General features: G+C 43.8%; 25 protein-coding genes. 17 read left to right on the top strand and 8 right to left on the bottom strand.

All coding sequences use genetic code 11. The features are described 5' to 3' along the window. Positions 1–129 precede the first annotated feature (129 nt). Positions 130–1074 carry a ribosome biogenesis GTPase YlqF gene (gene ylqF, locus V1U08_RS00940; RefSeq protein ID WP_014234088.1) on the bottom strand — a complete coding sequence of 315 codons (945 nt, stop codon included), beginning with the start codon at positions 1072–1074 and terminating at the stop codon, positions 130–132. A gap of 469 nt (positions 1075–1543) precedes the next feature. On the opposite strand from ylqF, the gene V1U08_RS00945 reads away from it, so the two are divergent. The 5 genes from V1U08_RS00945 (at position 1544) to V1U08_RS00965 (ending at position 9409) form a co-directional block, all read left to right on the top strand. Continuing rightward, a complete protein-coding gene (locus tag V1U08_RS00945; RefSeq protein ID WP_330469667.1) occupies positions 1544–5224 on the top strand; it encodes an ATP-binding protein in 3681 nt (1226 codons plus the stop codon). Continuing rightward, positions 5208–6362, top strand: coding sequence for an EAL domain-containing response regulator (locus tag V1U08_RS00950; protein WP_330469668.1), 1155 nt, complete (start codon positions 5208–5210; stop codon positions 6360–6362). The genes V1U08_RS00945 and V1U08_RS00950 overlap by 17 nt, the downstream gene beginning before the upstream one ends. Before the next feature lie 3 nt (positions 6363–6365). Continuing rightward, complete coding sequence (locus V1U08_RS00955; RefSeq protein ID WP_014234091.1) at positions 6366–6977, top strand: response regulator transcription factor; 612 nt, start codon at positions 6366–6368, stop codon at positions 6975–6977. Positions 6978–6979: 2 nt separating this feature from the next. Next, positions 6980–8341, top strand: a complete 1362-nt coding sequence (locus V1U08_RS00960; protein WP_330470221.1) for a GGDEF domain-containing protein — start codon at positions 6980–6982, stop codon at positions 8339–8341. A 180-nt stretch (positions 8342–8521) separates the two neighbouring features. Beyond that, positions 8522–9409: a LysR family transcriptional regulator gene (locus V1U08_RS00965; RefSeq protein ID WP_065298735.1), complete on the top strand. Its 888-nt coding sequence runs from the start codon at positions 8522–8524 to the stop codon at positions 9407–9409. On the opposite strand, the gene V1U08_RS00970 is transcribed toward V1U08_RS00965, so the two are convergent. Then, positions 9406–10014, bottom strand: coding sequence for a response regulator transcription factor (locus V1U08_RS00970; RefSeq protein WP_014234094.1), 609 nt, complete (start codon positions 10012–10014; stop codon positions 9406–9408). The two genes, V1U08_RS00965 and V1U08_RS00970, sit on opposite strands and share 4 nt — an antisense overlap. 353 nt (positions 10015–10367) lie before the next feature. On the opposite strand from V1U08_RS00970, the gene V1U08_RS00975 reads away from it, so the two are divergent. Beyond that, positions 10368–10748, top strand: a complete 381-nt coding sequence (locus V1U08_RS00975; protein WP_330469669.1) for a hypothetical protein — start codon at positions 10368–10370, stop codon at positions 10746–10748. Positions 10749–10802: 54 nt separating this feature from the next. Here V1U08_RS00975 and V1U08_RS00980 read toward each other — a convergent pair whose 3' ends face one another. Continuing rightward, on the bottom strand, positions 10803–12431 hold the full coding sequence (locus V1U08_RS00980; protein WP_330469670.1) for a response regulator: 1629 nt from the start codon (positions 12429–12431) through the stop codon (positions 10803–10805). Positions 12432–12493: 62 nt separating this feature from the next. Then, positions 12494–12859 (bottom strand): Hpt domain-containing protein, encoded by a 366-nt coding sequence (locus V1U08_RS00985; protein WP_330469671.1) that lies wholly within the window; start codon positions 12857–12859, stop codon positions 12494–12496. 404 nt (positions 12860–13263) lie between these two features. Between V1U08_RS00985 and V1U08_RS00990 the strand changes: the two genes are divergently transcribed. Beyond that, positions 13264–13986 (top strand): sulfite exporter TauE/SafE family protein, encoded by a 723-nt coding sequence (locus tag V1U08_RS00990; RefSeq protein WP_014234098.1) that lies wholly within the window; start codon positions 13264–13266, stop codon positions 13984–13986. 63 nt (positions 13987–14049) lie between these two features. Continuing rightward, a complete protein-coding gene (locus V1U08_RS00995; RefSeq protein WP_020334771.1) occupies positions 14050–14436 on the top strand; it encodes an MAPEG family protein in 387 nt (128 codons plus the stop codon). Between the two features lie 52 nt (positions 14437–14488). Here the strand turns inward: V1U08_RS00995 and V1U08_RS01000 are convergent, their stop codons facing one another. Further along, positions 14489–15394 (bottom strand): DMT family transporter, encoded by a 906-nt coding sequence (locus V1U08_RS01000; RefSeq protein ID WP_014234100.1) that lies wholly within the window; start codon positions 15392–15394, stop codon positions 14489–14491. A 194-nt stretch (positions 15395–15588) separates the two neighbouring features. Here V1U08_RS01000 and V1U08_RS01005 point away from each other — a divergent pair, with 194 nt between their 5' ends. Both V1U08_RS01005 and V1U08_RS01010 read left to right on the top strand, forming a co-directional pair. Beyond that, complete coding sequence (locus tag V1U08_RS01005) at positions 15589–16044, top strand: NUDIX hydrolase (RefSeq protein WP_330469672.1); 456 nt, start codon at positions 15589–15591, stop codon at positions 16042–16044. A gap of 9 nt (positions 16045–16053) precedes the next feature. Continuing rightward, complete coding sequence (locus V1U08_RS01010; protein WP_020334773.1) at positions 16054–16602, top strand: GNAT family N-acetyltransferase; 549 nt, start codon at positions 16054–16056, stop codon at positions 16600–16602. Positions 16603–16661: 59 nt separating this feature from the next. On the opposite strand, the gene V1U08_RS01015 is transcribed toward V1U08_RS01010, so the two are convergent. Both V1U08_RS01015 and V1U08_RS01020 read right to left on the bottom strand, forming a co-directional pair. Then, a complete protein-coding gene (locus V1U08_RS01015; protein ID WP_020334774.1) occupies positions 16662–18065 on the bottom strand; it encodes an anion permease in 1404 nt (467 codons plus the stop codon). Next, positions 18058–18339 (bottom strand): hypothetical protein, encoded by a 282-nt coding sequence (locus V1U08_RS01020; protein WP_330469673.1) that lies wholly within the window; start codon positions 18337–18339, stop codon positions 18058–18060. Before V1U08_RS01020 ends, V1U08_RS01015 begins: the two co-directional genes overlap by 8 nt. Here V1U08_RS01020 and V1U08_RS01025 point away from each other — a divergent pair, their 5' ends adjacent. After that, on the top strand, positions 18340–19914 hold the full coding sequence (locus V1U08_RS01025; RefSeq protein WP_243978071.1) for a GHKL domain-containing protein: 1575 nt from the start codon (positions 18340–18342) through the stop codon (positions 19912–19914). Then, positions 19911–20603, top strand: coding sequence for a response regulator (locus tag V1U08_RS01030; protein ID WP_243978072.1), 693 nt, complete (start codon positions 19911–19913; stop codon positions 20601–20603). Before V1U08_RS01025 ends, V1U08_RS01030 begins: the two co-directional genes overlap by 4 nt. A gap of 69 nt (positions 20604–20672) precedes the next feature. On the opposite strand, the gene V1U08_RS01035 is transcribed toward V1U08_RS01030, so the two are convergent. After that, positions 20673–21152 (bottom strand): aminoacyl-tRNA deacylase, encoded by a 480-nt coding sequence (locus V1U08_RS01035; RefSeq protein WP_014234107.1) that lies wholly within the window; start codon positions 21150–21152, stop codon positions 20673–20675. Between the two features lie 151 nt (positions 21153–21303). Between V1U08_RS01035 and V1U08_RS01040 the strand changes: the two genes are divergently transcribed. From V1U08_RS01040 to V1U08_RS01060, 5 genes are all read left to right on the top strand, one after another. Then, a complete protein-coding gene (locus V1U08_RS01040; RefSeq protein ID WP_020334779.1) occupies positions 21304–22851 on the top strand; it encodes a glutamate synthase-related protein in 1548 nt (515 codons plus the stop codon). A gap of 188 nt (positions 22852–23039) precedes the next feature. Further along, the gene (katG, locus tag V1U08_RS01045) at positions 23040–25211 is read left to right on the top strand and encodes a catalase/peroxidase HPI (protein WP_014234109.1); all 2172 of its coding nucleotides are present in this window, start codon (positions 23040–23042) and stop codon (positions 25209–25211) included. A 198-nt stretch (positions 25212–25409) separates the two neighbouring features. After that, complete coding sequence (locus V1U08_RS01050; protein WP_024372936.1) at positions 25410–25685, top strand: nitrogenase-stabilizing/protective protein NifW; 276 nt, start codon at positions 25410–25412, stop codon at positions 25683–25685. A 114-nt stretch (positions 25686–25799) separates the two neighbouring features. Continuing rightward, entirely contained in the window at positions 25800–26225 is a 426-nt protein-coding gene (locus V1U08_RS01055) for a PaaI family thioesterase (RefSeq protein ID WP_020334782.1), read from the top strand. Positions 26226–26268: 43 nt separating this feature from the next. Further along, positions 26269–26658 (top strand): MazG nucleotide pyrophosphohydrolase domain-containing protein, encoded by a 390-nt coding sequence (locus tag V1U08_RS01060; protein WP_243978080.1) that lies wholly within the window; start codon positions 26269–26271, stop codon positions 26656–26658. Positions 26659–26724: the final 66 nt, after the last annotated feature.

Consider the following 26724-nt stretch of genomic DNA (forward strand, 5'->3'; position numbering starts at 1 on the left):
GTTACTGCAATCTATGCCTTGCTCTAAGTGATTTTTCCAGCGTAATTAAAAGACCATCTACTTATCCAGATTGGTATAAAAAGCTCAGCATTAGGCTGAGCTTTTCGGTATAGGGTTTAAAGAGTGGAATTAACGCTTGTTACGCAAGTAGCGTTTACGTCGTTCTTCTTTACGTTTGGCTTTTTCTTCTTCTTTACGCGCGGTTTCAACTTCCACTTCGATAAGCTCTTGCGTAATCATTTCTGGACGTTCTAAAGTGATTTGGCCTAATGTTCCCTGACGTAACTCATGAAGCAGAATTTCAGATACTTTGTGCAGATCAACGCGGCCACCTGCACGTAACGCGCCTCGACGACGACCAATCTCTTCCATGATTTCGATATCAGATTCTGGAAGTTCTTCAATTTGATAACGTTGTTTCAGCTTCTCAGGGTATTGAGCGGCTAAGTATTCGATGGTGTAAAATGCCACTTCATCATATTCCATCGCGGTATCTTTCACGGCACCTGTTGCAGCAAGACGAAAACCACTGTGCGGGTTTTCTACTTTTGGCCATAAAATTCCTGGCGTGTCAGATAGAACAATACCGTTTTGAAGGTTGATACGTTGTTGACGACGCGTTACCGCAGGTTGGTTACCCGTTACGGCGATCGTACGACCTGCAAGCGTATTGATGATGGTTGATTTACCAACGTTTGGAATGCCCATGATCATGGTACGAATGTTTTTGCCGATTTCTTCGCGGTGAGGTGCAAGTTTACGGCAAAGTTCCATAATTTTATGAACTTCCTGAGGCTCAGACGTTGTGATAGCCATCGCTTTCACATTCTGTTCTTGCTCAAGGTGATCAATCCAGAGCTGAGTCATTTCTGGGTCTGCCAAATCGCGTTTGTTCAATACCTTAACGACCGGCTTGTCACCACGAATCTGAGAAATCAAAGGGTTTTCGCTACTAAAAGGAATACGGGCATCCAGTACTTCGATGATCACATCCACTTGTGGGATCGCTTCTTCGATCTCTTTACGTGCTTTGTGCATGTGGCCAGGAAACCACTGGATTGAGTTATTAACCATTTGAGTTACTACCTTAAATTCTGTGCTCATACGGGGTACGGTTACTAACCTGAATACTTGGCGGAACGCTTTGATATGGCCAGTATACTGGAAGTTGTAAGTATCTTTCCTATGTACCGCAGAGTTGAGCTTCATTCTGCTGTTAATCGTGTAGTTTATCACGTAATACCATTAAGCACTCAAGATGATGGCGAAAAACCGTTTACTCAGTATTAAGTGCCGAATATTTGAGCTTACAGTTATTCATCCTCATCTTTACAAATGTAAGATGCAATCTGGTTAATATTATTTGCTGAGATATTGAGCGCAAAAAGAATGTAGTCAAAGGTGGAAGATTCTGTAGGAATGTACTTACTAATTTTAAAATAATCTTTATATATCAATAGAATATATGTGTTTTGTTGTGGTGTTGATATTTGACTTTTGAGCCTCTCAGATTAATCTGACTTCCCAATCAGAGGAAGTCTTTATGTTGAGCATTTTAAGAAAACTATTCTTGCTATCCGTTACATTATTTAGCGTTGCGGTTTCTTTTAATGCACCTGCGGACTCAACGATTAAAGAGCAAAAAGACACGGTGGTTGTTGGCGTGATTACGCAGCACAACGCCGGAGACTCAATGCTTGATAGTATTGGTCCTTTCTATGACATCAACCTTGATTACCTGACCAACATTTCAAAAGCGCTTAACTTCAAACTAGAGCTTCGTCCTTACAAGCATATTCCTCCTTTGTTAGCTGACGTAGAGAGCGGTGTCATCGATGGCGCAGTTGGGTTTAGCAAAACAAGTGCACGGGAAGGTCGCTTCCTGTTTTCGCAGCCATTCTTTTCAAGCACCATTGCAGTTTGGTATCAAGATGCCAGCCTTAAGCAACGATCAAATCAGGAAATTCACTGGGTTTGTGTTGAAGGCAGCTCATATTGTCACAACCTTAAATCTCAGGGGTTCGACAACATCAGTTATGCCAGAACGCGATTAGAAGCCTTTGAAAAGGTCCGTTCTGGTCAAGCGAATGCACTCATTTCTACTTATGTCGCGATCAACCAATATCTTGATCAGCACAATATCGTTAAAGGTTTGGTAGACATACCAGAATGGCTGAATTATGAAGACGTGAGTTTCATTACTTCGCCTGAAAATCAGGACCTTATTAATCAGATCAATAAGATTCTAAGTTGGGAAAAGAGCGGGAAAAATATTCGTTCTGTTGCTTCCCAGAACCCTTACCACATCAACGACAAGCTATTAGTTGAGTATCGTAAGCATTTAGGTGTTGAGCACAAGATTACTTACAGCAGCAGCGAAGAAGCGTATCCGTTTTTATTTAAGAATGCTCACTCTGATCATCTGGATGGTTTTCTTCCGGACTTCATCGAGTTAATTCAATCCCGAACTGGCTTATCATTTAAATTTGTTAAGCCAAAAACGAGCTTAAGCAGTGGCTTGACCGCTTTTAACTCTGATCTTGTCCCTGTGGCTTATGTTGATGATGCACCGGTTTCTGACTGGTTGGTGACAAAGCCCTTTATGCGTAACAACTTCGTGTCTATCCGAACGGAAGAGCGCAATGTCGATGTGACCGAAAGCTCGAAGCTTGGCATTTTAATCAGTTTGAAAAAGCAAGGGTTAGTGCACTTAGACTCATGGCAGCATGATCGCTTTTCTCGCTACGATGATCCCAAGCAGCTATTGATGGATCTGAAATCGGGTAAGTTAGATATTGCGTATGTCCCTGATGATATTGTCCATAGTTTGATTGCTCAGGACCAGGTCGATGGTTTAGTCATTAACGAGCATGACGCACTGACATTCTCTATCGCTTTTGCGGTGTCTAACCACAATACGCAGCTGAAAAACATGCTCGATAGTGTCATCGACACGATTGATTCAAACGAAATAGAAAAGCTGCTTCGTTCACACCGAAACTTCAATTTAGTCTATGGCTATGACGATGAACACATGACAAGAATCGTTGTGTCAGGCGTCGTGGCGTTTATTGTGCTGTTAGTTGTGGCGTATTTTGTCTTAGCTCATTTGAAGTTAAAGGTAAATTTAGCCGAGCTGAATGCCAATAATGAAGAAAAAGAAAAGCAGTGGCTTATGGAAATTATTCAGGAAATCAACAGCCTGGTATTTATCCATGACGAGAATAACCACTTAGAGATGAGTAACTGCGCCCGCCACAAACATGGTCAATGCCAAGGCTGTAGCCTACAAAGTTGTGCGACGGGTCTGCGCCTTGTCGATAACGAAGATGAGCTGAGCAGAGTTATTGAAGGAGAACGCATTACCGAAGAGGTTGCGTCGGCGGGGTGTAAGTTAGGCATTAACCATGTCTACCGAGAGCGAAAATCAATCTCTTCTCCGAGTGGTAAGAAAAAATTCGTCCTTACTGTCGTACAAGACATTACGCATCAGAAGGAACGTGAACAGGCACTTATCGATGCGCAAGAGAAGGCGCAGACGGCTGTGCGGGCACGTGAAAACTTTTTAGCAACCATGAGCCATGAGTTGAGAACGCCATTGTCAGCGGCACATGGCATTCTCGATTTGCTTCAGCGTCAGGTAGAGGATACGTCAAACCGTGAGCTTATCTCTCAGGCGATGCTAGCGCTAAATCATTTAAATACCCTGGTTGATGAAGTTCTGGATTATTCAAAATTGGAAGCGGGGCAGTTAACTGTCGTACCAGTACAAACGGATTTGCTATCAACGCTTTGCGACGTTTTACGTAGCTTTGAGCCAAAAGCGCTAGATAAAGGGCTGGATTACAAGGTAACAGTGAAGCCTTTCAGACACCGTCTCGTGGAAATTGACACACTAAGACTCATCCAGATCATCACTAATCTGTTGTCTAATGCAGTCAAATTTACCTCTGAGGGTGAAATTGCGATTAGCGTTATTTTGCATGAGTCGCAGTTGACCATAAAAGTAGCGGACACTGGCATTGGAATGACAGAAAACCAGTTAAAAGGCGTTTTAGATCCTTTTGTTCAGGCCGATGACACGATTACGCGTAAATATGGTGGAACTGGACTAGGGCTCAGCATTGTCGATCGCTTGATCCAATGTATGGGCGGAGACCTCACGATTGACTCTCAATATGGTCTGGGAACGACGATGGTTGTGAAGCTACCGGTAACCTTGTGTGAACTCAACTACGAGTACTATCCAGAGCTAACTTACAGTGAAGCATTACCACTGTCTGTTCGTCAGTGGTGTGAAATCTGGAATATGAAAACACCGAATGAATCTTCTGACATAACGGCGAATTTAATCCCTGAAAAAGATCAGCAAGGGCGCTGTAAAGGCGTTCTGTTTAGTCAGCATGAAATCGCACCTATTTGTCTTTCATTGCGTGAGATTCAGTACCCAGACACCCTGTTAAGCTTGTTTGATCAAAGCCATCAGAATGTGATTTCAACGGAATTACCCCAAGAATCTATCGCTTGGGTTAAGGGTACCGTTTTGATCGCGGAAGATAACCCGATCAACCAGAGCATTATTTTGATGCAGATGCGTGAGCTTGGTATTGAACCCGTGATCGTCAATAACGGTCGTGAAGCATGGGAATATCTGCAGCGGAACGAACAAGTCTCTGCACTTCTGACGGATTTTCATATGCCAGAAATGGATGGCTTCGAGTTGGTTAAGAGAGTGAGATCTTCACAGGTTTTTGAAACGCTGCCAGTTATCGGCGTAACGGCTGAAGATTCCCGTCTGGCAAGTGAGAAAGCGAACGAGCTAGGCATGGATAGTGTGCTTTATAAGCCGTACGACCTGGATAAATTGAAGGCCATATTGCTTCCTTTTTTAGGTCAGAAAGAAAAAAGCCCATCAATAAACTGGATTGATAAGTTTACCTCACAAGATGCCAGAGAAATTGCTCAAGTGTTCCGCCAATCGATGGCGACGGATGTGGCTAAGTTGAAGAAAGCGACCACAGACAATGACAAAAAACGAGTGATTCACGGGATTAAGGGAGCGGTAGGCGCAATAGGCATTTCAGTGTTAACCGATCTTTGCATTAAGGCAGAGAAGGTCAGTGCTACAGAATTGGATAAATTTGCAGCGGAACTCATTATACATATCGAGCAGGAGATCGAGAACGTACAGAACTGGACAGAAATACATGAACAGAACATTTAGTGCCATGGTGATCGACGATCATCCCCTTCAAACCACTTTGCTAACCCATGCCTTACGCAAGCATGGTGCTTTTGTTGCCCCATTTAACTGCGTAGATAAAGCAATTATGTGTGCGGAAACCACGCAATTTGATGTCATCTTCTGCGATATCATGATGCCTGGAAGAGATGGGGTCGACATGATGGAGTTGCTTGATGATATAAACTATCAAGGCAAGGTCGTCATAGTGAGTGCGATGGACTTGACGATCATTTCAGCGGTTAAAGCCATGTGCAATGACTTTAGCTTTGAGGTGGTTGGTAAGTTACAAAAGCCTTACGATCAACTTGAAGTCGCTGACATTGTTGACAAAATGCAGCAAGACACACAAAAGAAAGCGACATTTATTCAACCGATCGAAGTCGATGATCATGAGTTTATCTGGGCGTTGGATGAGGGGCGAGTAAAAAACTACTATCAGCCATTGGTTAGTACGAAAAGTGGCGAGGTGCTTGGTTATGAGGCTCTTGCGCGCTGGTATCATCCCATTTATGGCGTGTTATCACCTTTCCATTTTTTGCCAATTGTTGAACGCTGTGGTCTGTCGAAAGCGCTTTTTGATGCGGTATTTAACAATGTCATTTACGACATCAAACATCGTGGCTTTACACAAAAAGTATCCATCAATGTTGATCACGCCAACTTAGAAGATCCGCAGTTTGCGAGCCGTTTTCTTTCCCTGTGCCATGACAATGATATAGAGCCGGAACAAATCACGATAGAAATTACTGAACGTGATACGTTCCAGGCCAGTACCTCAATTTATAAAAACCTACTCAAGCTACGAATGAACGGTGTCACGGTGTCTATTGATGACTTTGGCACTGGCTCGTCTACGTTTGAAAAGTTAGCGCAACTGCCTTTTAACGAACTCAAAATCGATCGTTCTTTTGTACACGGTGTCGAAAGCGATCCCAAAAAACGAAATATTGTCGTTGCCATTCGCTCGTTAGCAAAAAGCTTAAATATTCACGTTGTCGCAGAAGGTGTTGAAAACGAGGCGACGATGAAAGTGATGCGTGAATACGGAATCGACCTTTGCCAAGGTTTTTACATCAATAAACCTATGCCCTTAGAAGCCATAACCATACTGAGCTAAAAAATGAATAGACTAAACTGCTTAATCTTTGACGATCATCCACTTGTTTGTGTTGCCATTAAATACCTGCTTGAAGAGTTAGGCGTCGCCAATGAAGTGATTACAGCCACTTCTTCGAGAGCAGCACTGACAGCAATTAAAGAGTGCGACATCGAATTACTAATACTAGATGTGAATTTATCCGATTGTGACGGCTTCGACTTCTATAAACGCATCAAATCACACGGTTATGCTGGGAAAGTGATTTTCTTCTCTGCTGAAACAAGCCAAATGTACAGCCAGATGGCATTTCGCTCGGGCGCAGATGGCTATGTATGTAAATCAGAAAATCACGAAATACTGAAAGATGCCATCGAAGCGGTATCGAAAGGGTACTCATTCTTTAAGTTTAAACAGGTGGCCAGCGAAGTAAGAGCGGCACCACAGCTTTCAAGCCGAGAGAGCTCGGTAATGAAGTACCTGTTACAAGGTAAATCGAACCGCGATATCGCAGAAGTATTATCTATCAGCGATAAAACCGTCAGCACGTATAAGCGTCGCGTGTTAGACAAATTTAATGTCGACAATATTGTTGAGTTGACAAGGGTTGCGGGAGATTTAAAGGACGTGATATGAACGTGAATCTAAGAAATGTCTCGTTGTCATTCTTCATTGCTACTTTACTGTTTGTTACGTCGGTCGTCACTATTGGCGCGGTAGTGTTCTCATACGAGAACAAGCAGTTTCGCTCTTATGTCGAGGGTTTATCTAAGGTAAAGCAGCAAGTGATTCTGTTAGGCTTGCTGACAGAATCTCAGCTTGATCAGCACCAGAATAGCAGCGCTGAAAGTATAGAATCGCAAACGAGCTTAAGTTTTCGCGATGCGATATATTCTTTAGATTCCAGTAAAAAGCTCAATTACGTTGAAGCAGTCGCACGTAAAGTGTTCCATGAGGCGGAACAGTATTTATCGAATGTTTATAAAGACACTGCATCGGTACTGTATTTTCGTTCTTACACCGGAAATAAACTGATCGTTGAGCGTCCGGTTGAAGGGCTGGAAAACAACAAAAGTGCGTTCGATTTAGAAGTGTGTAAAGAGAATATTTCTTGTGCAAAGGAAGCATGGAAAGGTCAATTAACAGATCGTGTGTTGTTCTCAAAGCCGTTTAAGAGCAGCTCTACAGGTGAATACGCATTAAGCGTAATGAGCCCTGTGTATCATCATGATGAACTGGTGGGTGAATTCTCGACTCAGATGCATTTAACTGCGCTTTACCAAGAAGGAAAAGCGGTAAAGTCGATCATCAATAATGGTAATAAACAGTTGATCATCTACTTTCCGGGTTATCCATGGACGCATTTTTCCTATACCCAATCGTATATGGCAGACAACAATAACCTGATCGTTTACCAATATCCTTTCAGTAAACTGCTGGTGGATTATAGCTATCTGTATGTGATCTTTTTTATTGTTGCGTTCGCTTACTTTTCCAAGGCACATGAGTCAAATCAGAACAAAATGCAGCTTGCTAATGCATTGACTGATGTGACAAAAGATGAGCTTACAGGCTTATATAATCGGAGGTTATTTAAAGATAACACCTTTAAAAACCGATTAGCTGAAGCCTCTTACTCGGTGATGGCAATAGACGGCAACCGAATTAAGAAAATTAACGATTGTTTTGGGCATCATGTAGGTGACGACGCTATCGCTATCATTGCTGAGTCGATGAAAAAAGTATTCAGAAACAGCGATTACCTTGTACGAACCGGGGGAGATGAGTTTTTGGCTATCTTGCCTAGTTGCAGCGAAAGTCAGGCGTCTGTACTTGCTAAAAAATTACAGGGTGTCGTAAAGGACAATCGACTAAAAGCACTCGATATTGAAATTAGTGTTTGTACCGGCTTGGCCACAAGCGAAGAGTACGAAGTCCTTGAAGATGTGATTATTCGTGCGGACGAAGAGCTGTATGAGATGAAAAAGCGACGAGATTAGCACCGCAGGTCTGGTTTAATGTTGAGCGTATATGAAACGACAAACAGTGTGATGACATAACCATTTGATAAATTTGACCAAACGAGAACTTTAGTCTTTTATATTAGGGCAGCCGCTTCTTAAAAGTCGGCTGCCTTACTTTTTCTGATAAAGAACATCCGACGTAAGTGGTGCCTCGTTTTGAATAAAGACCTCGATCTCAATCTATTAAAAATACTGGTTTTGCTAGAAAAGCATCGTCAGCTCAAACCCGTTGCTAAAGCTCTCGGGAAGAGTGAAGCATCAATCAGTAAATATCTCGCCCGCTTACGTGAACAGCTGAATGATGAATTATTTATTCGCCATCCCCATCGCTTTGAACCCACAGATTACCTGATACGCCAATTGCCTCAGATTGCTGATGCGCTTGATCAATTAGAAACATGCTTGCTTCGCTCTGAGTTTGATCCAGAAAACTACGAGAAAGATATCACCATCTCTTTGCCTCAAGTCGCACAATACTCGTTTGGTCACTTGCTCGCGATGGAATTGATGGCGGTGTTTCCGAAAGCTCATATCACGATCACAACTAATAATGATCATACAGTTGAGGACATATTGCTTGGTAAAGTGGATGTTCAACTGCATTATTTTAATGATGAACTGCCAAAATCCATTTACCAGCACTTTGTCGGTTATGCACCAGCGGTTGTTGTTGTGTCAGAGGAGTCGGGTATTACCACTTTAGAGGATGCCGCCGAATTACCTTTTGTCATGCTTGGGCTAGTCGGCTGGAAAGAGCGCGAACAAATAGCGAAACGAGTGATGGAAGAGAAAGGTCTCACCATCGACAGGGTTGCGACATTGGATAACGTCAGTGCGGTCCTGAAGCTCGTCAAAGAGATGGGCGCAGCAACCGTATTACACGAGTTTCAATCACCAATAGATGGTTATCGTTTTATACGTGTTCCTGAATCTTACTACGTGGATGGTTGGCCGAAAGTCGTGTTGCAGATGAAGCAAAGCCATCGCTACGATGCAATGCACCAGATTTTAACTGGTGCCATTGCAAAACATATGGCGATTTAACCGAAAACCCGAGCGTTTTCTGATTGCGGAAGTGTATGCAGTAACTCTATTAGAGAAGTCGCATGGTACTTTTTCAAAATTCTTGTTTTATAAGTACTGATGGTTTTTGCACTCAGTGATAACTGCTCAGAAATTCGCTTGTTTGAGTAACCCTGAGCTAAGTAGTGGAACACCATGGCTTCTCTTTTCGACAAGGCAACACTGTTTGAAGACTGTGTGTGTTTCAGTTTAAACATCGAGTAACCACGAGAAACACTGACAATAGCGTCCATAATGGTTTGTTTACTCTCGTTCTTGTTCAAAAAGCCGTTTGCGCCAAGCTCGTAAGCCGCTTTAGACAAGCTTGAATAGTCTTTAGAAGAGATAAACAGAATCTTACCCTGGTACCCGGTCGCTAAAATATTTTTTGCTAAACGCATACCGTCTCTATCGCCAACGACCACGTCTAAGATTATTAAATCAATCCGTTGATTTCGAACTAAGTCCATCACTTCTGCGCTGCTTGTAGACTGTTTTACGTCTGCAGTATTCATTACATTGTTTACAAGTGTCGCAAGTGCGTCACTGTAAAGCGGTTGTGCATCAATAATAAGAACGTTTTTCACAGTGGACCTCATTTAATTATTAAAGTTAATTGTTTGCCCGCATACAACCTTATCGGATTGAGTATGATTGTAGGAAAATTCCTGATTATTTGAAGGAAAATGACATTTTCGAAAAACGAAATTCACAAAAAATATTCTATATATCAGCGGTTAGGTGGGTTTTTCTTATTTGAGGCTTTACGATAAGACGCTATTTTAAAATAATTTATGTAATTAGATTACAAATTTGACTGCTTGAAGCTGCGAGTTAACTCTCACATTTAATGAAGATGAATTATGGGTGAGATTGCATAATAAATGTCAGAGTAATTGTCTTTGAGTTGTAGAGCATACATTGTGCTGCGGGAGTAAGAATGACGAAACAGCGAGTTTGGATTGAACGTGGGGCTATTGTTAGTAAAAACAGCCCAAAACCATTAGCCATTTCCAACGTAAAAAATATTTACGTTAAAGAGTACGACCGTAAGAGCAAGGTAAAACGCGCTGCGCTAATAGGGTTTGTATTTAGTTTTGTCGCTGCTTTAGCACATCCAATACTGTCGGTAGTTGTATTTACGATTGTGTTTGGCTCAAGCTATCTCCTGACTAAGAAATATGAGCTTCGTGTTTCCGTTTACAATAATGATGAGATCGGCGTCGTTGAGTCGGGACTGTGCTTGAGTAACGATCGCTCTGAGTTTGATAAAGTCGTTACTCAGGTAGACGAGTTAAAATTAGAACAGCAAGAATCTTAAGTGTTTATAAGCACGTTAGCGGCTAATTCCTAACGTGCTTTTGTCCATTCCAGCCTAACTGTTTAATCTAATGTTATCTTTTGCAGACTGATACATCGCTGAGTAACTCATAGTGCTCAGTTCTTCTCGGCTATATGCAGTCGTGACCACTTGATCACACTCATTAAGCTTAGTAAAAATTCGGTATTCGCCGTGATAGGCAAAAGGACGAAGTGACGCTAGTTTTACGATGGCTAAGCAAATTTTCTCTGAGTGAGGAAAAAGATCATGCAATTTGAAATAGTGGTCAAAGTGAGAAGTCATTCCAAGTGTTGCGTTAGATTTTTTCTCAGACAGCTGTTTTCTTATTGAATCGACTCTTAACTGAGCCTCCAGCAATCGCTCCTTCAATTTCTTTAACATATGCATCTGACTTCGGCGAATACTTGGGTGCTGTAAATCCGAAATGGCCGAATGAGCGAGCGGTAGGACAGATTCCATTTCCTCCAAAAGTGAACAACGCTCAAGTAAGACACAAAGGTGATACAAGTCGTAAAAGTGTGTTAACTCATTCGTTTTTAGAGCTTGTTTTATACCAGACGTTGCAGATTTTAAGTCCCCGCGAATGAGTGAAATATGTGCTGAGAGCAGAAGAGCATGCGTTTTAAATTGAGGGTGACTGTGTATATCACTGATTATCGGATTTAAACCAGACAACAAACTTTCAAAACAGTTACTCAGAGGGTTATTTAGCGCACGATATAGATAACACCGCGTGAAATTGAGCTTCGTGTATATCTCGTCTCTGAAGGTGTGAGCGTTTTTTTCTTCATAGCGTCTAATATAGGTCACGGCATCATCGTATGACTCGTTTGCTAAGGAGAGATTAGTGATCACCAGTTCACGTTCTGCCCCTGAATCTACAAGTGCGATCGATTGTTTAAGGTGTTTTATTGCTGTTGTGAAATCGTCTTTTTCAACCGCGATTTTAGACATCTCGTCGTGATAATAAGGGTTCTCTACTTGATCGTTAACCGAGTTGAGAACCTGCTGGGCTTTTTCTAGCTGATTGGATTTGATTAAGGTGTTTGCCAGTGCAATCTTAACCCAGTCGAAACCGTAATCGTCCAGTAGTCCTTGATACTCTTCTTGGGCGGCAAAAAATTGCTTGCTGTTGACCAACGCCAGCGCACGATATTGCTTGATGACAATAGAATACTCAGGGTAGAGGGGAAGCAATGCGTCACAGGCTTCTGTTGCGCCGCTAAAATTCAGCGATTGAAGCTGCTTGTAAATAGGTAAAAGTGCAGCCCGTCTTTCCATCGCCGACAGAATTCGATTGCGAAAGATTTTAAAGTTTAAAGGTTTGAAAAAGTAATCGTCAGCGTCGCTGTCTTGGATGGAACGGATGATCTTTGGGTTATCTTCTCCACTGAGGAAAACAAACGTTGTATGCGCAGGAAGCAGTTTCGAATATTGCAATTCCTCTAAAATCTGGAATCCGTTAAGAGAAGCCTGAAAATTATAGTCGCAGAGGATCAAATCAAACTGGGTTTGCTCACATAGACGGATTATTTCTTCCGGTTTGTGCGCATAGCTAATGTCATCCATTCCTGATTGTTTGAGGATTGACGTTATGGTGCTGGTGACCAGTTTTGAGTCGTCGGCGATTAGCACTTTACTCTTGTTAAGGTTAGGGAGCATGGCGCTATCCTCAGGCATCAAACTTAGGGAATGAGATGAACATTTTGGTCCTACTTGAGATTTTAATAACAGTAAACCTTAGGTGAGTTGGCTTTTTGTGCGTTGTAGGCCTTCCAATTTTTGACATCGACGATACTCTGTTTCACCTCTTTCATTAGCGATGATAAGGCGACCGAGTAATCAGGTGAGGCAAGCTTGCCGAGTTTTTCGGTATAAATAGCCGACTGGTTTATGGTTCTTAAACCTATTTGCGCCGTGCTGCCTTTTATCTTGTGCAAGATGGCTAATGCATCCTGAGTACTTGTTGCGCCCATTGATAACAACTGTTCCAACTGAGTGACGTCGCGGTTCATGGTTTCGATGTAGGTTTCCGCCATATGAATTCTCATATCTTTAGGGAAATTGAGTAACCATTGTGTGTTTAACATAGCGCGAGAATTCATAGTAACTGGTGGTCAACGGTAGTTTTAAAACGCCTATGATCGTGTACAAATTCACCAGATAGGTCAAGGTTATCAGTATTGGTCTTAATTTATAAGTTATTGATATATATTGTTTAATTTTTATGTAGGAGTAATCCTACAGCAGTTTAGGACAATATTGACTACGGGCATGATTTTCGTAGCGGAATATTTGTAGGGCATATATCTTTGAGGCTACCCATAAGTGGCTATTGAGATATTTTCGCTGAGTAAGGTTTCTCGATGTAAATTGGGATAAATACGTTGTATTTTCATTTACTTTCATGAATGCTACACGAGGTTAAGCGAACCACGTACGTAAGAGACTTGGTGACGCTTTCGATGTCTCATTAAAAATAAGAATGGTCTCGATGGAATTCGATTCGATAAACTTGGTTGCGTTAGGTTTGATCTTTCTTGGATCCTACGTTCAAACAGCTATTGGCTTTGGCTTAGCAATTGTTGCTGCTCCTTTACTTATTATTTGGTCTCCAGAATATGTCCCTGCGCCTATCTGTTTAGTCGCTTTATTTATTTCTTTGATGAATGCAGTTAAACACCGTAGCAGCGTAGAAATTGGTGGCTTGAAAATGGCGTTGATAGGACGTATTCCGGGCTCTATTGCTGGTGGCGTCATGTTGTTCTTTGTATCAACAGAAGCACTTACGCTGTGGATTGGGATTCTAGTATTGTTCGCCGTGATTGTGAGTGTTTTGCCTTTTAGAATTGAACCAACGCCAACTCGTATGACATTTGCGGGTTTCTTTTCTGGCTTGTTTGGTACGAGTTCAGCGATAGGGGGGCCACCAATGGCGCTCTTGCTGCAACATCAAGAAGCTAATCAGTTACGCGGTAACCTATCGGCTTTCTTCGTCGTCAGCTCTATCATTTCATTGATCGTTCAGATACCCGCTGGCTTTTTCACGTGGAATCATTTAGTTATCACTATTCCTCTGCTGCCTGCAGCGGCACTTGGCTATTGGCTAGCGATTAAAACGACTCAGTCTTTACCAAAAGAAAAAATCCGAGTTGGTGCGCTGACACTCTGTTTTGTTAGCGGCTTTACGGCCATTGTGCAGGGAGTGAACTTGTAGGTTGTCTGATGCCGCGTCGTGGATTAACTATAGTGATAGAACGATAAATCAAAAGGAATGGATATGATTACCGCTCTCTACGCTTGTATTTTGACTGTACTACTGATTTGGCTGGCAATTCAGGTTATTAAACTGAGACGCAAGAATAAGGTCGCTTACGCAGATGGTGGGGTCGAAGCGCTTCAAATAGCGCGAAGTGCGCAAAGCAATGCGAGTGAATACATTCCCATTACATTGATATTAATGGCACTATTGGAGTACAACGGCGCGCAACCAGTTTGGATACACCTCACCGGAATCATCTTCGTGATTGGGCGTATTATTCACGCGCGAGGTATTTTGCAAGAGAGATTTAAAGGTCGGGTTAAAGGGATGCAGCTGACTTTTCTAATCATGGCTGCGTTGGTTGTTTTGAATTTGATTTATCTACCTTACGACAAGATTTGGTAACAAGCCCAGCATGAATGTTTTCTGCCGGGCCTGTTATTTTGATTAATCGCTTTTAAGCACTTCTGCGTGCGAAGGGTAATCGAATATGTCGACCAAACGCGTTAATCATCGCACCTGTGACGATTAACCCTGCGCCAATGTACGTCCATACTGACGGTAGCTCACCAAACACGACAATACCTATCAGGCCAGAGAAGACTATCTGAATATAAGAGTAGGCGGAGGCTTTACCTGCTTCTTGAGTCTGCATCGCTTTCGTCATACCAAGTTGACCAATTTGGGTGAAAACACCAATTAAAACCAACATGATGGTCAGATAAAGATCAGGCACAACAAAATTGTCTCCCATCAATACTATCGACGCTGGCAGGGCGACAAGAGGGAAATAGAAGATAATGACTGAACTGTCTTCTGTCCGGCTCAATTTTCTGACGATTACATACGCGATAGAGCTACCAAACGCGCCTAACAGTGCCATCATGACGCTAAATGGAGGCAGTGCATGTTCGGCTGATGCACCAGTTTCGGGGCGGACCATCACATAGATACCCAGCAAACATAACGCGATACAAACCAATGTTGATGGTTGAATCCGCTCTTTTAAGAAAAATACCGCGAGCAATGCAGTAAATGCCGGATGAATATATTGGAATATGGTCGCTTCTGCCAAAGGTAGTGTAGTAACAGAGTAGTAAACGCAGACCAACGCAACGGTACCGACAGCACCACGAACGAGTAATAAAGGTTTGTTGTTTCCCCAGATAGAAATTCGTTTACGCTTCACGTCTAAGTAACTGATCACTAAGGAAACCAGAGCCCTTGCTGCGACGATCTCAAAAACGGGGATACCGTATAAACTGACGTGTTTAACCGTCGCGGACATCAGTGCGAAGCCAAAGGCAGAAAGAACCATAAAGCGAACACCAATGGGAACCATGGCGCTTAAAGAATTAGACATGAGAATGCTCGATTGTTGCGTGAGATCTCACTTTAACATACTAAGTGGTTAAAATAAGCCACTAGATAAAATGAAATTTGCCGATAAAATGAGATTGCACTTTGATATCTATCCGCTTCGCCAATCAATAGCAATTCATCGATACATTACGTTTTATGGTTGGTATAAATTTGCCTAACTCACAAGGAAATAACATGATTCCAGTACAAGCAACCCACGTGTCAGGTGTCGTCATTTCTGAGATTGATGGCGTGATCAAAATGTTGCTCTTAAAACGCGTGAAAGGCGGCTACTGGTGCCACGTTGCAGGCGGCGTGGAAGAGGGGGAGTTAGGATGGCAAACCATCTTAAGAGAACTTGAAGAAGAAACGAAGATAACCGATGTAGAGCTGCATACCGCCGACTTCCTAGAGCAGTTTTATGAAGCGAAAAAGAACCGTGTCATGGTGATCCCTTGTTTTGTTATGTTCTGCCAGCCCAATCAAGGTGTTACGCTAAACCACGAGCATACTGAATATAGCTGGTGTACATTAGAAGAAGCGAAACAATTGGCGCCTTTTGCAAATCAACACAAACTTTATGAACACGTGTGGATGCATTACGTTGATAAGTCCAAACTGACGCCTTTCACACTCATAGAACAAGACTAAAGGAAGATAATGCTGCAAGCCGATGATTTAGAACAACGCTTTGCGATATCTGACAGAATATCGATGGAGCCGTTAGCGTCGAAACACACCTTAGAGCTGCTAGAAACCGTCAATGCCAATCGTGAAAGGCTAACGGTTTATTTACCCTGGCCTGAGTTTGTGACCAACAGACGTGAAGCTCGCCATTACATTTCACAAAGAGTGGATAGCAACGCAGTCGATGCGTATTGGTTTGCCATTTACTTTGACGACCGATTTTCCGGCGTGATTGGCTCAAAAGGGGTCGATCCAGAGACGCGCGTGACCGAAATCGGTTATTGGCTTGCGGATCATGGCAGAGGTAACAAATTGATTGATCAGGCTCTTTCTGTTCTCATTCTTTATCTTAAAAAGAGAGGCAATGCTAAATCTGTCCAATTCCACTGCTTGGAAGAAAATATAGCGAGTATCAAAATTGCCGAGCGTACCGGGGCGAAATTGAAACACTATCTGGACCATGATTTCGATATGTTGGATCGCTCTCAGCGGTTGGGAGTTTATGAGTTGCCTCTGAGATAAAGTATTTAAAAACCGCCTTAGTAGGCGGTTTTTGTTTTTCGAAAAGGCCTTCGCCAGACTTACCAAAGTCCAAGTAATTTCCACCATGCGCCGCCCACGAAGATAAATACTGGGATAACGATGAGTGAGAATATAAAGCCAATTTTCCACCAGCTTTGCAGGCTGTGGAATCCTGCGCCAAACAAGATTGGGGCTGGGCCAGAAGAGTAGTGGGTCGTTGACATGTAAAGGTTGCTGAAAATACCCAGTACGATAGCGGCTAGCATTGGTGGTGCGCCTGCTGAAATTGCAATCGCCAGGAATGCTGAATACATGGCGCTAATATGAGCCATTGCACTCGCCATCAAGTAATGGCTGTAGTAGTAAACCAGCAGTAGTACAACAACCGTTGTAACCCAGCCAAATCCAGACAACGAATCGCTCATTGACTGGCTGAACCAGCCGATAAAGCCAAGGCTGTTAAGTTGTGCTGCCATCATTACCAGAACGGCGAACCAAGTGATGGTATGCCAGGCTTCTTTTTCACCCAGCACCGCATCCCAGGTAATGGTGCGTGTCATAAGCAAGAACACCAAACCCAATAGTGCAGTAACGGTTGCATGAATGCCTAGTGTTGGGCCAAGAACCCAAAGTGAAACCATACCAACGAACGTGATACCAACCATGACTTCATCACGAGTCATCTTGCCCATTTCTGCCAATTTCTGACGAGCGATTTCGCGCATCTCTGGCGTTTTCTTTAACTCAGGCGGGAAAACAAAGTACATAACAAGTGGAATCAGGAACAAACACAGCAAGCCAGGTACGATTGCCGCTGTTGCCCAGCCCGCCCATGTGATCTCGACGCCCTGTTCTTTTGCAAAGTTAGCAGCGAGAGGGTTACCTGCCATTGAAGTCAGGAACATCGCACAAGTGATCGCATTACATTGGAAGATACACTGAACCAAGAAAGCACCGATGCGGTTTTCTGTACCTTTTTCTGGATCAGAATCGTATGCGCTGGCGACAGAACGGAATAGAGGAGAGATGATGCCGCCACAGCGTGCCGTTGTACTTGGTGTTGCAGGTGCAAACAGTAAATCGGTTAAAACAAGCCCGTAAGCAAGACCGAGCGAGTTATGGCCTAATTTTGAAATAAACCAGTAACCAACACGTCGTCCAAATCCGGTCGTGATAAAGCCACGCGAGATAAAAAACGCAGCGGCGATCATCCAGATCGTCGGGTGAGCAAAGCCAGTGAGAGCGGTTTTAATCGGTAACACACCAAGTAAAGTCGCTACGGTTAAACCCGTTAAGGCCATTGCCCCAAGAGGTAAAGGGGCGAGAATCAAACTCAGTACCGTTGTGACAAAAATTGCCATCATTTGCCAGGCTTGATCAGATAGTCCTTCAGGGGTTGGGATAAACCACAATATACAGCCTATCGCCACCAGCAGGAGCATCTTCATTTTGGAATCATTCATACATCCATCTCCAAGTTAATTTTTCTCCATCATAGGGTCTGGATGGTGAAGAAAACTGAGGCAAATCAATTTCATGAGGAAGTGGTTTTTGCACTTGTTTAACTTGGGTGCTGAGGTAGATTCGGGCTGCAAATGCATTGAGAATAAACTCATTAAAATAATAAAAATCATAAAATTCATCATTGAGATATCGGTCAAGTTTTATCGCGTATTCCTCAATAATCGGTACAGACTTACGGTAAGCTTGGGCTAGGCAACCTTTAGGAATTCTCACGTGTCTTTAACCTCTTTCAGCTTCACTAAACAACTGGCCGCTTTACTGAGTGGCGTAATGCTATTGGGTATGTTGAGCTGGTGGAGCTACAGCGCGTATCAGTTGGATGAAATCCTCACAAATCAAATCAGTTTGCGAGCACAAGTCCAGTCTCAGCAGCTATCTCAGTTACCCAGCCTCGTTACCGCTGTTTCATCTGGAAAAGCCGAAGCGGTGTCAGAGATCATCACCGCAGTTCAGGCGGTAAGTGATGCCGACTTTATTACCGTTAGCGATAAAAACGGTATCAGGTTGGCACACCCCGTTGAGGAACGTATTGGTCTTCATGTTACTGGTGGCGATATTGAAAGAGCACTAAGTAGTGGGGAATCTTACCTATCGTACGGTATTGGTTCTTTGGGGCCTTCCATTCGATACATTTCACCAATTTTGTCTGACGATGGCAGCGTTATTGGCATGATTAAAGTTGGCTATCTTATTGATACTTTGGATTTATGGACCAGCGAACGCCTGTTACCTTTGTTTATTTTCGGACTTGGTGCTGTATGCATCTGTATTTGGTTATCCTGGAAGTTTTCACACTATGTCAGAAAACAGATGCAGGAGATGGAACCCTGGCAGCTTAGGCAGGCATTAAAAACTTATCAAGGGGTTTTGCAAGCGACTTACGAGGGGTTAGTCGCGATAAATTCACAAGGGCAGTTATACCTAATTAATGATTCCGCTCGTTCGATGCTGAATTATAACAAAGAGCCTGGGGACGAATTCATCGAGAGTATTGATAACCCGACCTGTTTTTCTCTGGACGGGGAAGATTACATCAATGGTTTAATTCGCGTGAACGGTAAAAACTTGGTGGTAAACCGAGTGACACTGCGTACCTCTGGCGGAGAACCTTATGGTGCTGTGTTTAGCTTACGTGACCAAAATGAGATGCATGTACTCTCAGAGAAAATCAGTCAGGTAAACCAGTATATGGAAAACATGAGAGTCACTCGACACGAATATCAAAATAAACTCTCGACCATTTCTGGCTTACTCCAGATGGGGGCTTACGAAAAAGCACTATCAGTGTGTTTGTCTCAAGCGAAAGCCAGTCAGTCACAGTTGGATTCATTGCATGCCCTTCATAACCGGCCAGCTTTGTCTGCGCTGATTCTGGCTAAAGCAAGTAAAGCGAATGAACTCGGCGTTGCGTTTAGTATTGATTGCCAAAGCGATTTGAGTCGGCTCTCTAAGCGTTTATCCGAAGAGCAGTTGTGTGGTCTGATCGGCAATTTGGCACAAAATTCATTGGACGCAGTCAAAGGAAGAGAGAATGGCCGCGTGGATATTCATATCTCAGAATCTGAGTGCGAGTACACTATCCAAATAGTCAACAATGGACCGATGGTTGAAAGTGAACTGGAAACCTTGTGCGAGCTGGGTTTTACTAGCAAACAGAACAAGTCGGAACACGGAGTAGGAATGCACATTGTACGTTCGATTGTTGAGCAAGGGCTTGGCCATATGGAACTCGATAGCGATGAGTTAGAAACGGCATTCACCGTGTATTTTTCTAAGGAGATGGCATGATAAAAGTTGTGATTGTAGAAGATGATCCCAGCATAGCTGAGCTGCATCACCACTTTGTAGAACAGGTCGAACAGTATCAGGTGGTTGGTATCGCTGGTAGCGTCCATATCGCTCGCCAATTGGTGGAGAGAGTGCAACCAGACTTGGTCATCGTCGACAATTATCTTCCCGACGGCTTGGGCGTTGATTTGGTGTATCAGTGGCTCAATAGCGAACACAGACCAGAATGCATTTTGGTGACGGCGGCAAACGATGCCGATACGGTTCAAAAGGCCCACCGATTTGGCGCATTTGATTATTTGATTAAGCCAATGGATTATTCTCGCCTTACCGAAAGCTTACAACGATTCGCGAAAGTGAAAAATCACATGAGCAGCCAGGGTTCTTTTCGTCAGTCGCAGTTAGATGATCTGTTTCATTCAGGCAAGTCTAATAAGGTTGAACTGAATCACGTCGAGTTAGCAGGGCTAGACCCTTTCATGTATCGGCAGGTTATAGATCTGTTCACTCACATTAATATTGAACATACTGCTGCCAGCGTATCGGAACAATTGCCGATCAGTAAAAGTACATCTCGCCGCTACTTAGATAAAGCGGTAGAGCAGGGCGACTTGGTGGCATTTCTAGAGCATGGAAAGGTAGGTCGTCCGACCCGGGTTTATCGCAATAAGCACATCTCAGAAAGTTAAGTTTTCTAGATAAAAATAAAGGCTCTTAACGCAGAACGAAAAGAGCCTTTGTCGAGGTTAGGGGGAGCATCAATGTAGAACCTCACTACTGAACCTTAGGTATTTGCAGTCGTTCATCAACTCTTTAAACGACTCTCTGTCTAGTTTGATCAACGTTTCATGGTCACCCGCTTCTAGATAGACATGATCAAGATTTGCTAATCTTTCATCGCACACCGTTGCCATGTGATAAGGGCTTCCAATTGGTGGAACCGCGCCATGTTCACAGTCGGTAAAAAGTCGATAAACCATGCTTTCTTTAACCAAATGGAAAGAAGCGTTGAACTCATCGTTGAGTCTCGACAAGCTGATTTTATTGTTGGCTGGTAATACCGCCATCATATGATGACCTTCATGATCTTCAAGGATCACGGCTTTCGCCAAATTCATCAAAGGTATACCTGCAGATACACCACTTTGAAGCGAGCTATGACTGTGGCTGTGATTCACTGTTTGAAAGTGAATATTGTGATCAGTCAGGTATTGATCTAATCGGGTTGCAATCGTCATAAAGCCTCCACGTGTATTACACCTCTAAAAGTATAGGAGAGATGTGAAGCAAACGCTTATTTTCTCTATGTTCAATGACGCTTATACGCACCTGTCCTACGCTTACGTTAACGCCTGTGATAACGACAGGTGGTAACAGACTGGAGGCAACATGAGTAAACCAATTATCGCCGATAACAAGCCAATCAAAGTCAACTTGGTGGAAGGGCAAGAATATTACTTCTGTCGTTGTGGGCGCTCCAAGAGCCAACCTTATTGTGATGGCTCGCATTCAGGGACCGGTCTGAAGCCGATGAGCTTTGTCGCCGAAAAGAATGAAGAGGCTTACTTATGTCGCTGCAAACAGACTTCTAACGCTCCATTTTGTGATGGTACCCATAAAAAATTTACGGCAGAGCAGGTAGGGCATGAAGCGCCGGAAGCAAAGAAAGAAAAAAGCGGAAAACCAGTGGCAGCGTCAACACAAGAAGAACCTACATTGGAGTTTATTCATCAACTGGCGAGAGAAGGGTTATCTAAACTCGGGCATCATGGCCCCATGGCTGCTATGGGGGTACCAAGACACCTGTTACCGCATTGGGACGCGATACAAATTATGGTCGCTCAGATGGCCACTCAGCCATTGATGGAAGATGTGCCAGTCGCAACCGAGTTAATTGTGGGGCCGAATGCACGTAAGCCTCTCAAGTTGGCGATCCCTTTGTTAGTCTCGGACATGAGTTTTGGCGCGTTATCGGAAGAGGCAAAAATTGCGCTCTCTAAAGGGGCAGAATTAGCCGGTACAGGAATTTGTTCCGGTGAAGGGGGCATGTTGCCTGAAGAGCAAGCCGCAAACTCTCGGTATTTTTATGAGCTTGCCAGCGCACAATTTGGCTATGAGGAGTCTAAATTGCATGGCGTACAAGCTTTTCATTTTAAAGGTGGACAGGGTGCGAAAACGGGAACCGGAGGACACCTGCCGGGCAGTAAAAACGTAGGTAGAATATCGGAAATACGTGGTATTCCTGAGGGCGAGCCCGCGATATCACCACCCACGTTTAAAGACCTCCACTCTGCACGTGACTTCAGGAAATTTGCTGACAGAGTACGTGCCATCACCGGAGGCATACCCATCGGATTCAAACTCAGCGCGAATCATATTGAGCAAGATATTCAGTTCGCTCTGGATGCCAGTGCGGATTACATCATTCTTGATGGTCGTGGCGGTGGTACGGGGTCGGCACCATCCATGTTTCGTGATCATATCAGTGTTCCAACCATCCCAGCTTTAGCGCGTGCTCGTAAATATTTGGATCAAAAAGGCGTTAGTGACAATGTCACGTTAATTGTGACTGGCGGATTGAGAGTGCCAATGGACTTTGTTAAAGCTTTGGCATTAGGGGCTGATGGCGTCGCTATTGCAAACAGCGCAATGCAATCTATCGGGTGCGTCGCTGCGAGAATTTGCAACACCAACAACTGTCCCGCAGGTATTGCCACGCAAAACGCCGATTTAAGGCAGCGTCTTGATATCGACAAATCATCGAAACAATTGAAAAACTTTTTCGACGCGTCTGTCGAGCTGATGCAAGTGATGGCGAGGGCGTGCGGGCACGATGCGCTTAGTCAGTTCAACATAAATGATTTAGCGACATGGGATAGAAACATGGCGCAGTTATCTGGCGTGAAGTATTCGGGCGTCACTGATATTTATCGTTGATTGATGTTAACGGCTAAATAGATACACGTTTAGTGACACTTACGTATTTCAGACATAACAAAATATTGACCAAAAAATCATCAGCAATCTGGTGTATAGACTACGCTGTTATAAATGAATATTTCTATTCATTTGATCGAGTAACGATTTTTATTAGCGGCTTCTGTGCCCCTAACAAAGGAGTTTTTATGAGCGACACAAGCGGCGGTTCAGTAGGTAAATGTCCGGTAATGCATGGTGGGCAAACATCTACAGACAAGTCAGTGATGGATTGGTGGCCAAATGCGTTAAATTTAGACATCCTGCATCAGCATGACTCCAAAACTAATCCCTATGGAAACGACTTCGATTACAAAGAAGAATTGAAAAAATTAGACGTCGATGCGCTTAAGAAAGATTTGAAAGATTTGATGACAGACAGCCAAGACTGGTGGCCAGCAGACTGGGGTCACTATGGTGGTCTTATGATTCGAATGGCTTGGCATGCTGCAGGTAGCTACCGTATTGCAGACGGTCGTGGTGGCGGTTCAACGGGTAACCAACGCTTTGCTCCTCTAAACTCATGGCCTGATAACGCTAACCTGGATAAAGCAAGACGACTCCTTTGGCCAATTAAAAGAAAATACGGTAACAAATTAAGCTGGGCGGATTTGATCCTTCTGGCCGGGAACATGGCTTATGAATCGATGGGCTTCAAAACCTTCGGTTTCGGATTTGGCCGTGAAGATATCTGGCACCCTGAGAAAGACACGTACTGGGGTTCCGAAAAAGAGTGGTTGGCACCGAGTGGCGGCGAAGGCACGAGATACTCAGGCGAGCGTGACCTAGAAAACCCACTTGCAGCAGTAATGATGGGGCTTATATATGTAAACCCTGAAGGGGTTGATGGCAATCCAGACCCATTAAAAACAGCCGCTGATATGCGTGTGACCTTTGCGCGTATGGCGATGAACGATGAAGAAACCGTTGCGCTTACCGCTGGTGGCCATACTGTCGGTAAATGTCACGGCAATGGTGATGCCGCAAATGTTGGCCCCGATCCGGAGGCTGCGGACCTTGAAGAGCAAGGCCTTGGCTGGATGAATCACACTACGCGTGGAATTGGTCGTGACGCTGTAACTAGTGGTTTGGAAGGCGCATGGACCACGCATCCAACCCAGTGGGATAATGGTTATTTCCACTTGTTGTTTAAATATGACTGGGAACAGAAAATGAGCCCGGCTGGCGCTCATCAATGGGAGCCTGTCAATATTGACGAACAGGATAAACCCGTTGATGTTGAAGACAGCTCGAAACGCTATAACCCAATCATGACTGATGCCGATATGGCTCTGAAAATGGATCCTGAATATCGCAAAATTGCAGAGCGTTTCAAAAACGATCAAGCGGCTTTCGAAGATGCGTTTGCTCGAGCCTGGTTTAAGCTAACACACCGTGATCTGGGGCCGAAATCTTGCTACCTAGGGCCAGATGTTCCGGCTGAAGATCTGATTTGGCAAGATCCAACGCCTGCGGGCAGTACAGGATACGATGTTGATTCAGTCAAAACCAAGATTGAAGCGAGTGGTTTAAGCATTGGTGAACTGGTAAGCACGGCTTGGGATAGCGCACGTACATTCCGTGGCTCGGATCGCCGTGGTGGTGCCAATGGTGCTCGAATTCGTCTCGCGCCACAAAAAGACTGGCAAGGTAACGAGCCACAACGTTTGAGTAAAGTGTTACCGGTTCTCGAAAAAATCGCCGCTGAATCAGGATGTAGCGTAGCAGATGCTATCGTTCTTGCTGGTAACGTTGGTGTTGAGCTAGCCGCACGTGCAGCAGGTTACAATGTCACGGTTCCATTCTCGCCAGGTCGCGGTGATGCGAGTCAAGAAATGACTGACGTCGACTCATTTGAGGTTCTCGAACCTCTGGCAGACGGATACCGAAACTGGTTGATGAAAGATTATGTCGTCAAACCAGAAGAATTGATGTTGGATCGTACTCAGTTAATGGGTCTGACTGCACCAGAAATGACCGTGCTCGTAGGTGGTATGCGTGTGATGGGCACGAACTATGGCGGTAGTGCTGATGGCGTATTTACTGACCGCGTCGGCAGCTTGACTAATGACTTCTTCGTTAACTTAACCGATATGGCATACCAGTGGGTTCCGAAAGGTGAAAACCAATACGAAATCGTCGATCGCAAGTCAGGTGCAGTGAAATGGACGGCAACCAGAGTCGATCTTGTGTTCGGTTCTAACTCTATTTTACGCTCCTACTCAGAAGTGTATGCACAAGATGATAATCAGGAAAAATTCGTTCATGATTTCATCAAAGCGTGGGTAAAAGTGATGGATGCCGATCGCTTTGATCTATAGGAAAACATACGAGTTCTCTTAATTAACTGTCATACGATAAATACAGGCGGATTTAATGTTCGCCTGTTTTTTTATTGGTACTGTAGGTATCCCATCTGATAATCAAACCAGTTCTGAACATTAACCCTTTGGAAGTCAAAGAAAGCGCAATCAATTGCGATTAAACTGCGTCGAACGACCAACCAAAATGCCATAGTCATGACTCAAAACGCTATTCAAGAAAAAATTGCTAGCTTCTCTCGCATAGAAGACGCGTTGAATTATTTCGAGATCGAGTTCGACAGCCGGTTTATCGAGAGTCATCGCACCGAATTAGTAAAGCGATTTAACGGCTATTTAATTTTGACCAAACCCGATGATTGGTTCTCAGCACGTCGCGCACTCAAAAACGCGTACTGCAAAGTACAACGCAGCTTGCTGGACAAAACAACCCGATCAGCCTGTCGAGGCTGCACGTCATGTCAAAGACGCTAAGTCTGTTATACGCTGTTGCATGTCTACATACTGCAAACATAGATTACTCGCGACTTCCTTCAGAGTATTTGGCATATGCTAATTACACATTTTTAGACCGTATAAAGTGCCACTATGCTAACAGATACTGAACATCATAAACCTCATCAGTCCCATGACCATTGCGCAGTGTGCGCACCAATTGAAAACAATCCCCACTCTTTATCCGTCCATTACCAACAGCTATCAGATCATTCCATTTTTGGCGAATTCGATGTGCTTAACCGTCATCAAGGTTACACAGGACTGTTGCATGGTGGTATCGCCAGTTCATTGCTCGATGGCGCGATGACCAATTGCTTGCTGTCGATGGGTGTTGAAGCACTGACGGCTCAGCTCGATGTCCGCTATCACGCGCCTATCGCTTTAAAGGAACATATTGAAATTACCGCGCGTTGTGAAAGGGAAAGGCGGGGTGTTTATCAGTTAGTCGCTCAGCTAAGTGTCAATGAAGAAGTCAGAGTCAGTGCAATGGGAAAATTTATTCGCCCTAAAAGTTAGCTAACCGTATACTCGTAGCTAATGACTATTCCATGGAGGGAATATGAAAGAATTTGATGAACTACTCTCAATCGCGACGAGGAAGTCAGAGTTTGATTTGACCAATACCTGGTTTAAAGGTGTCGAAACCTATCTGGTTGCAATTGGTAAAGAAGTCGAAGAAGTACGTGAAGAGATAGCTGAAGATCGTCTTTGTTATCTGGAAGATGAACTTGGCGATGTGCTGTGGAATTATTTGAATGTGCTGAAAGCGCTGGAAAGAGAGAAAGGCATTGACCCTAAGAAAGTTCTCGATAGGGCTTGTAAGAAATACGAACAACGCGTGTCTGCTATCGAATCAGGCAGCAGTTGGGAAGACGTCAAATTGAAACAAAAAGAAGCGTTAAGTATTGAGTTGGCAGAGCAGTCAGAAAACAAACAGGGCGTCATCTGACGAGACAGGTGCGTACAGGTTCGGACTGCATTTGGCATAAGTCGTACTATAAACAGACAAAACCAG

This window comes from Vibrio sp. YYF0003 (assembly GCF_036350715.1).
Taxonomy (GTDB): Bacteria; Pseudomonadota; Gammaproteobacteria; order Enterobacterales; family Vibrionaceae; genus Vibrio; species Vibrio natriegens.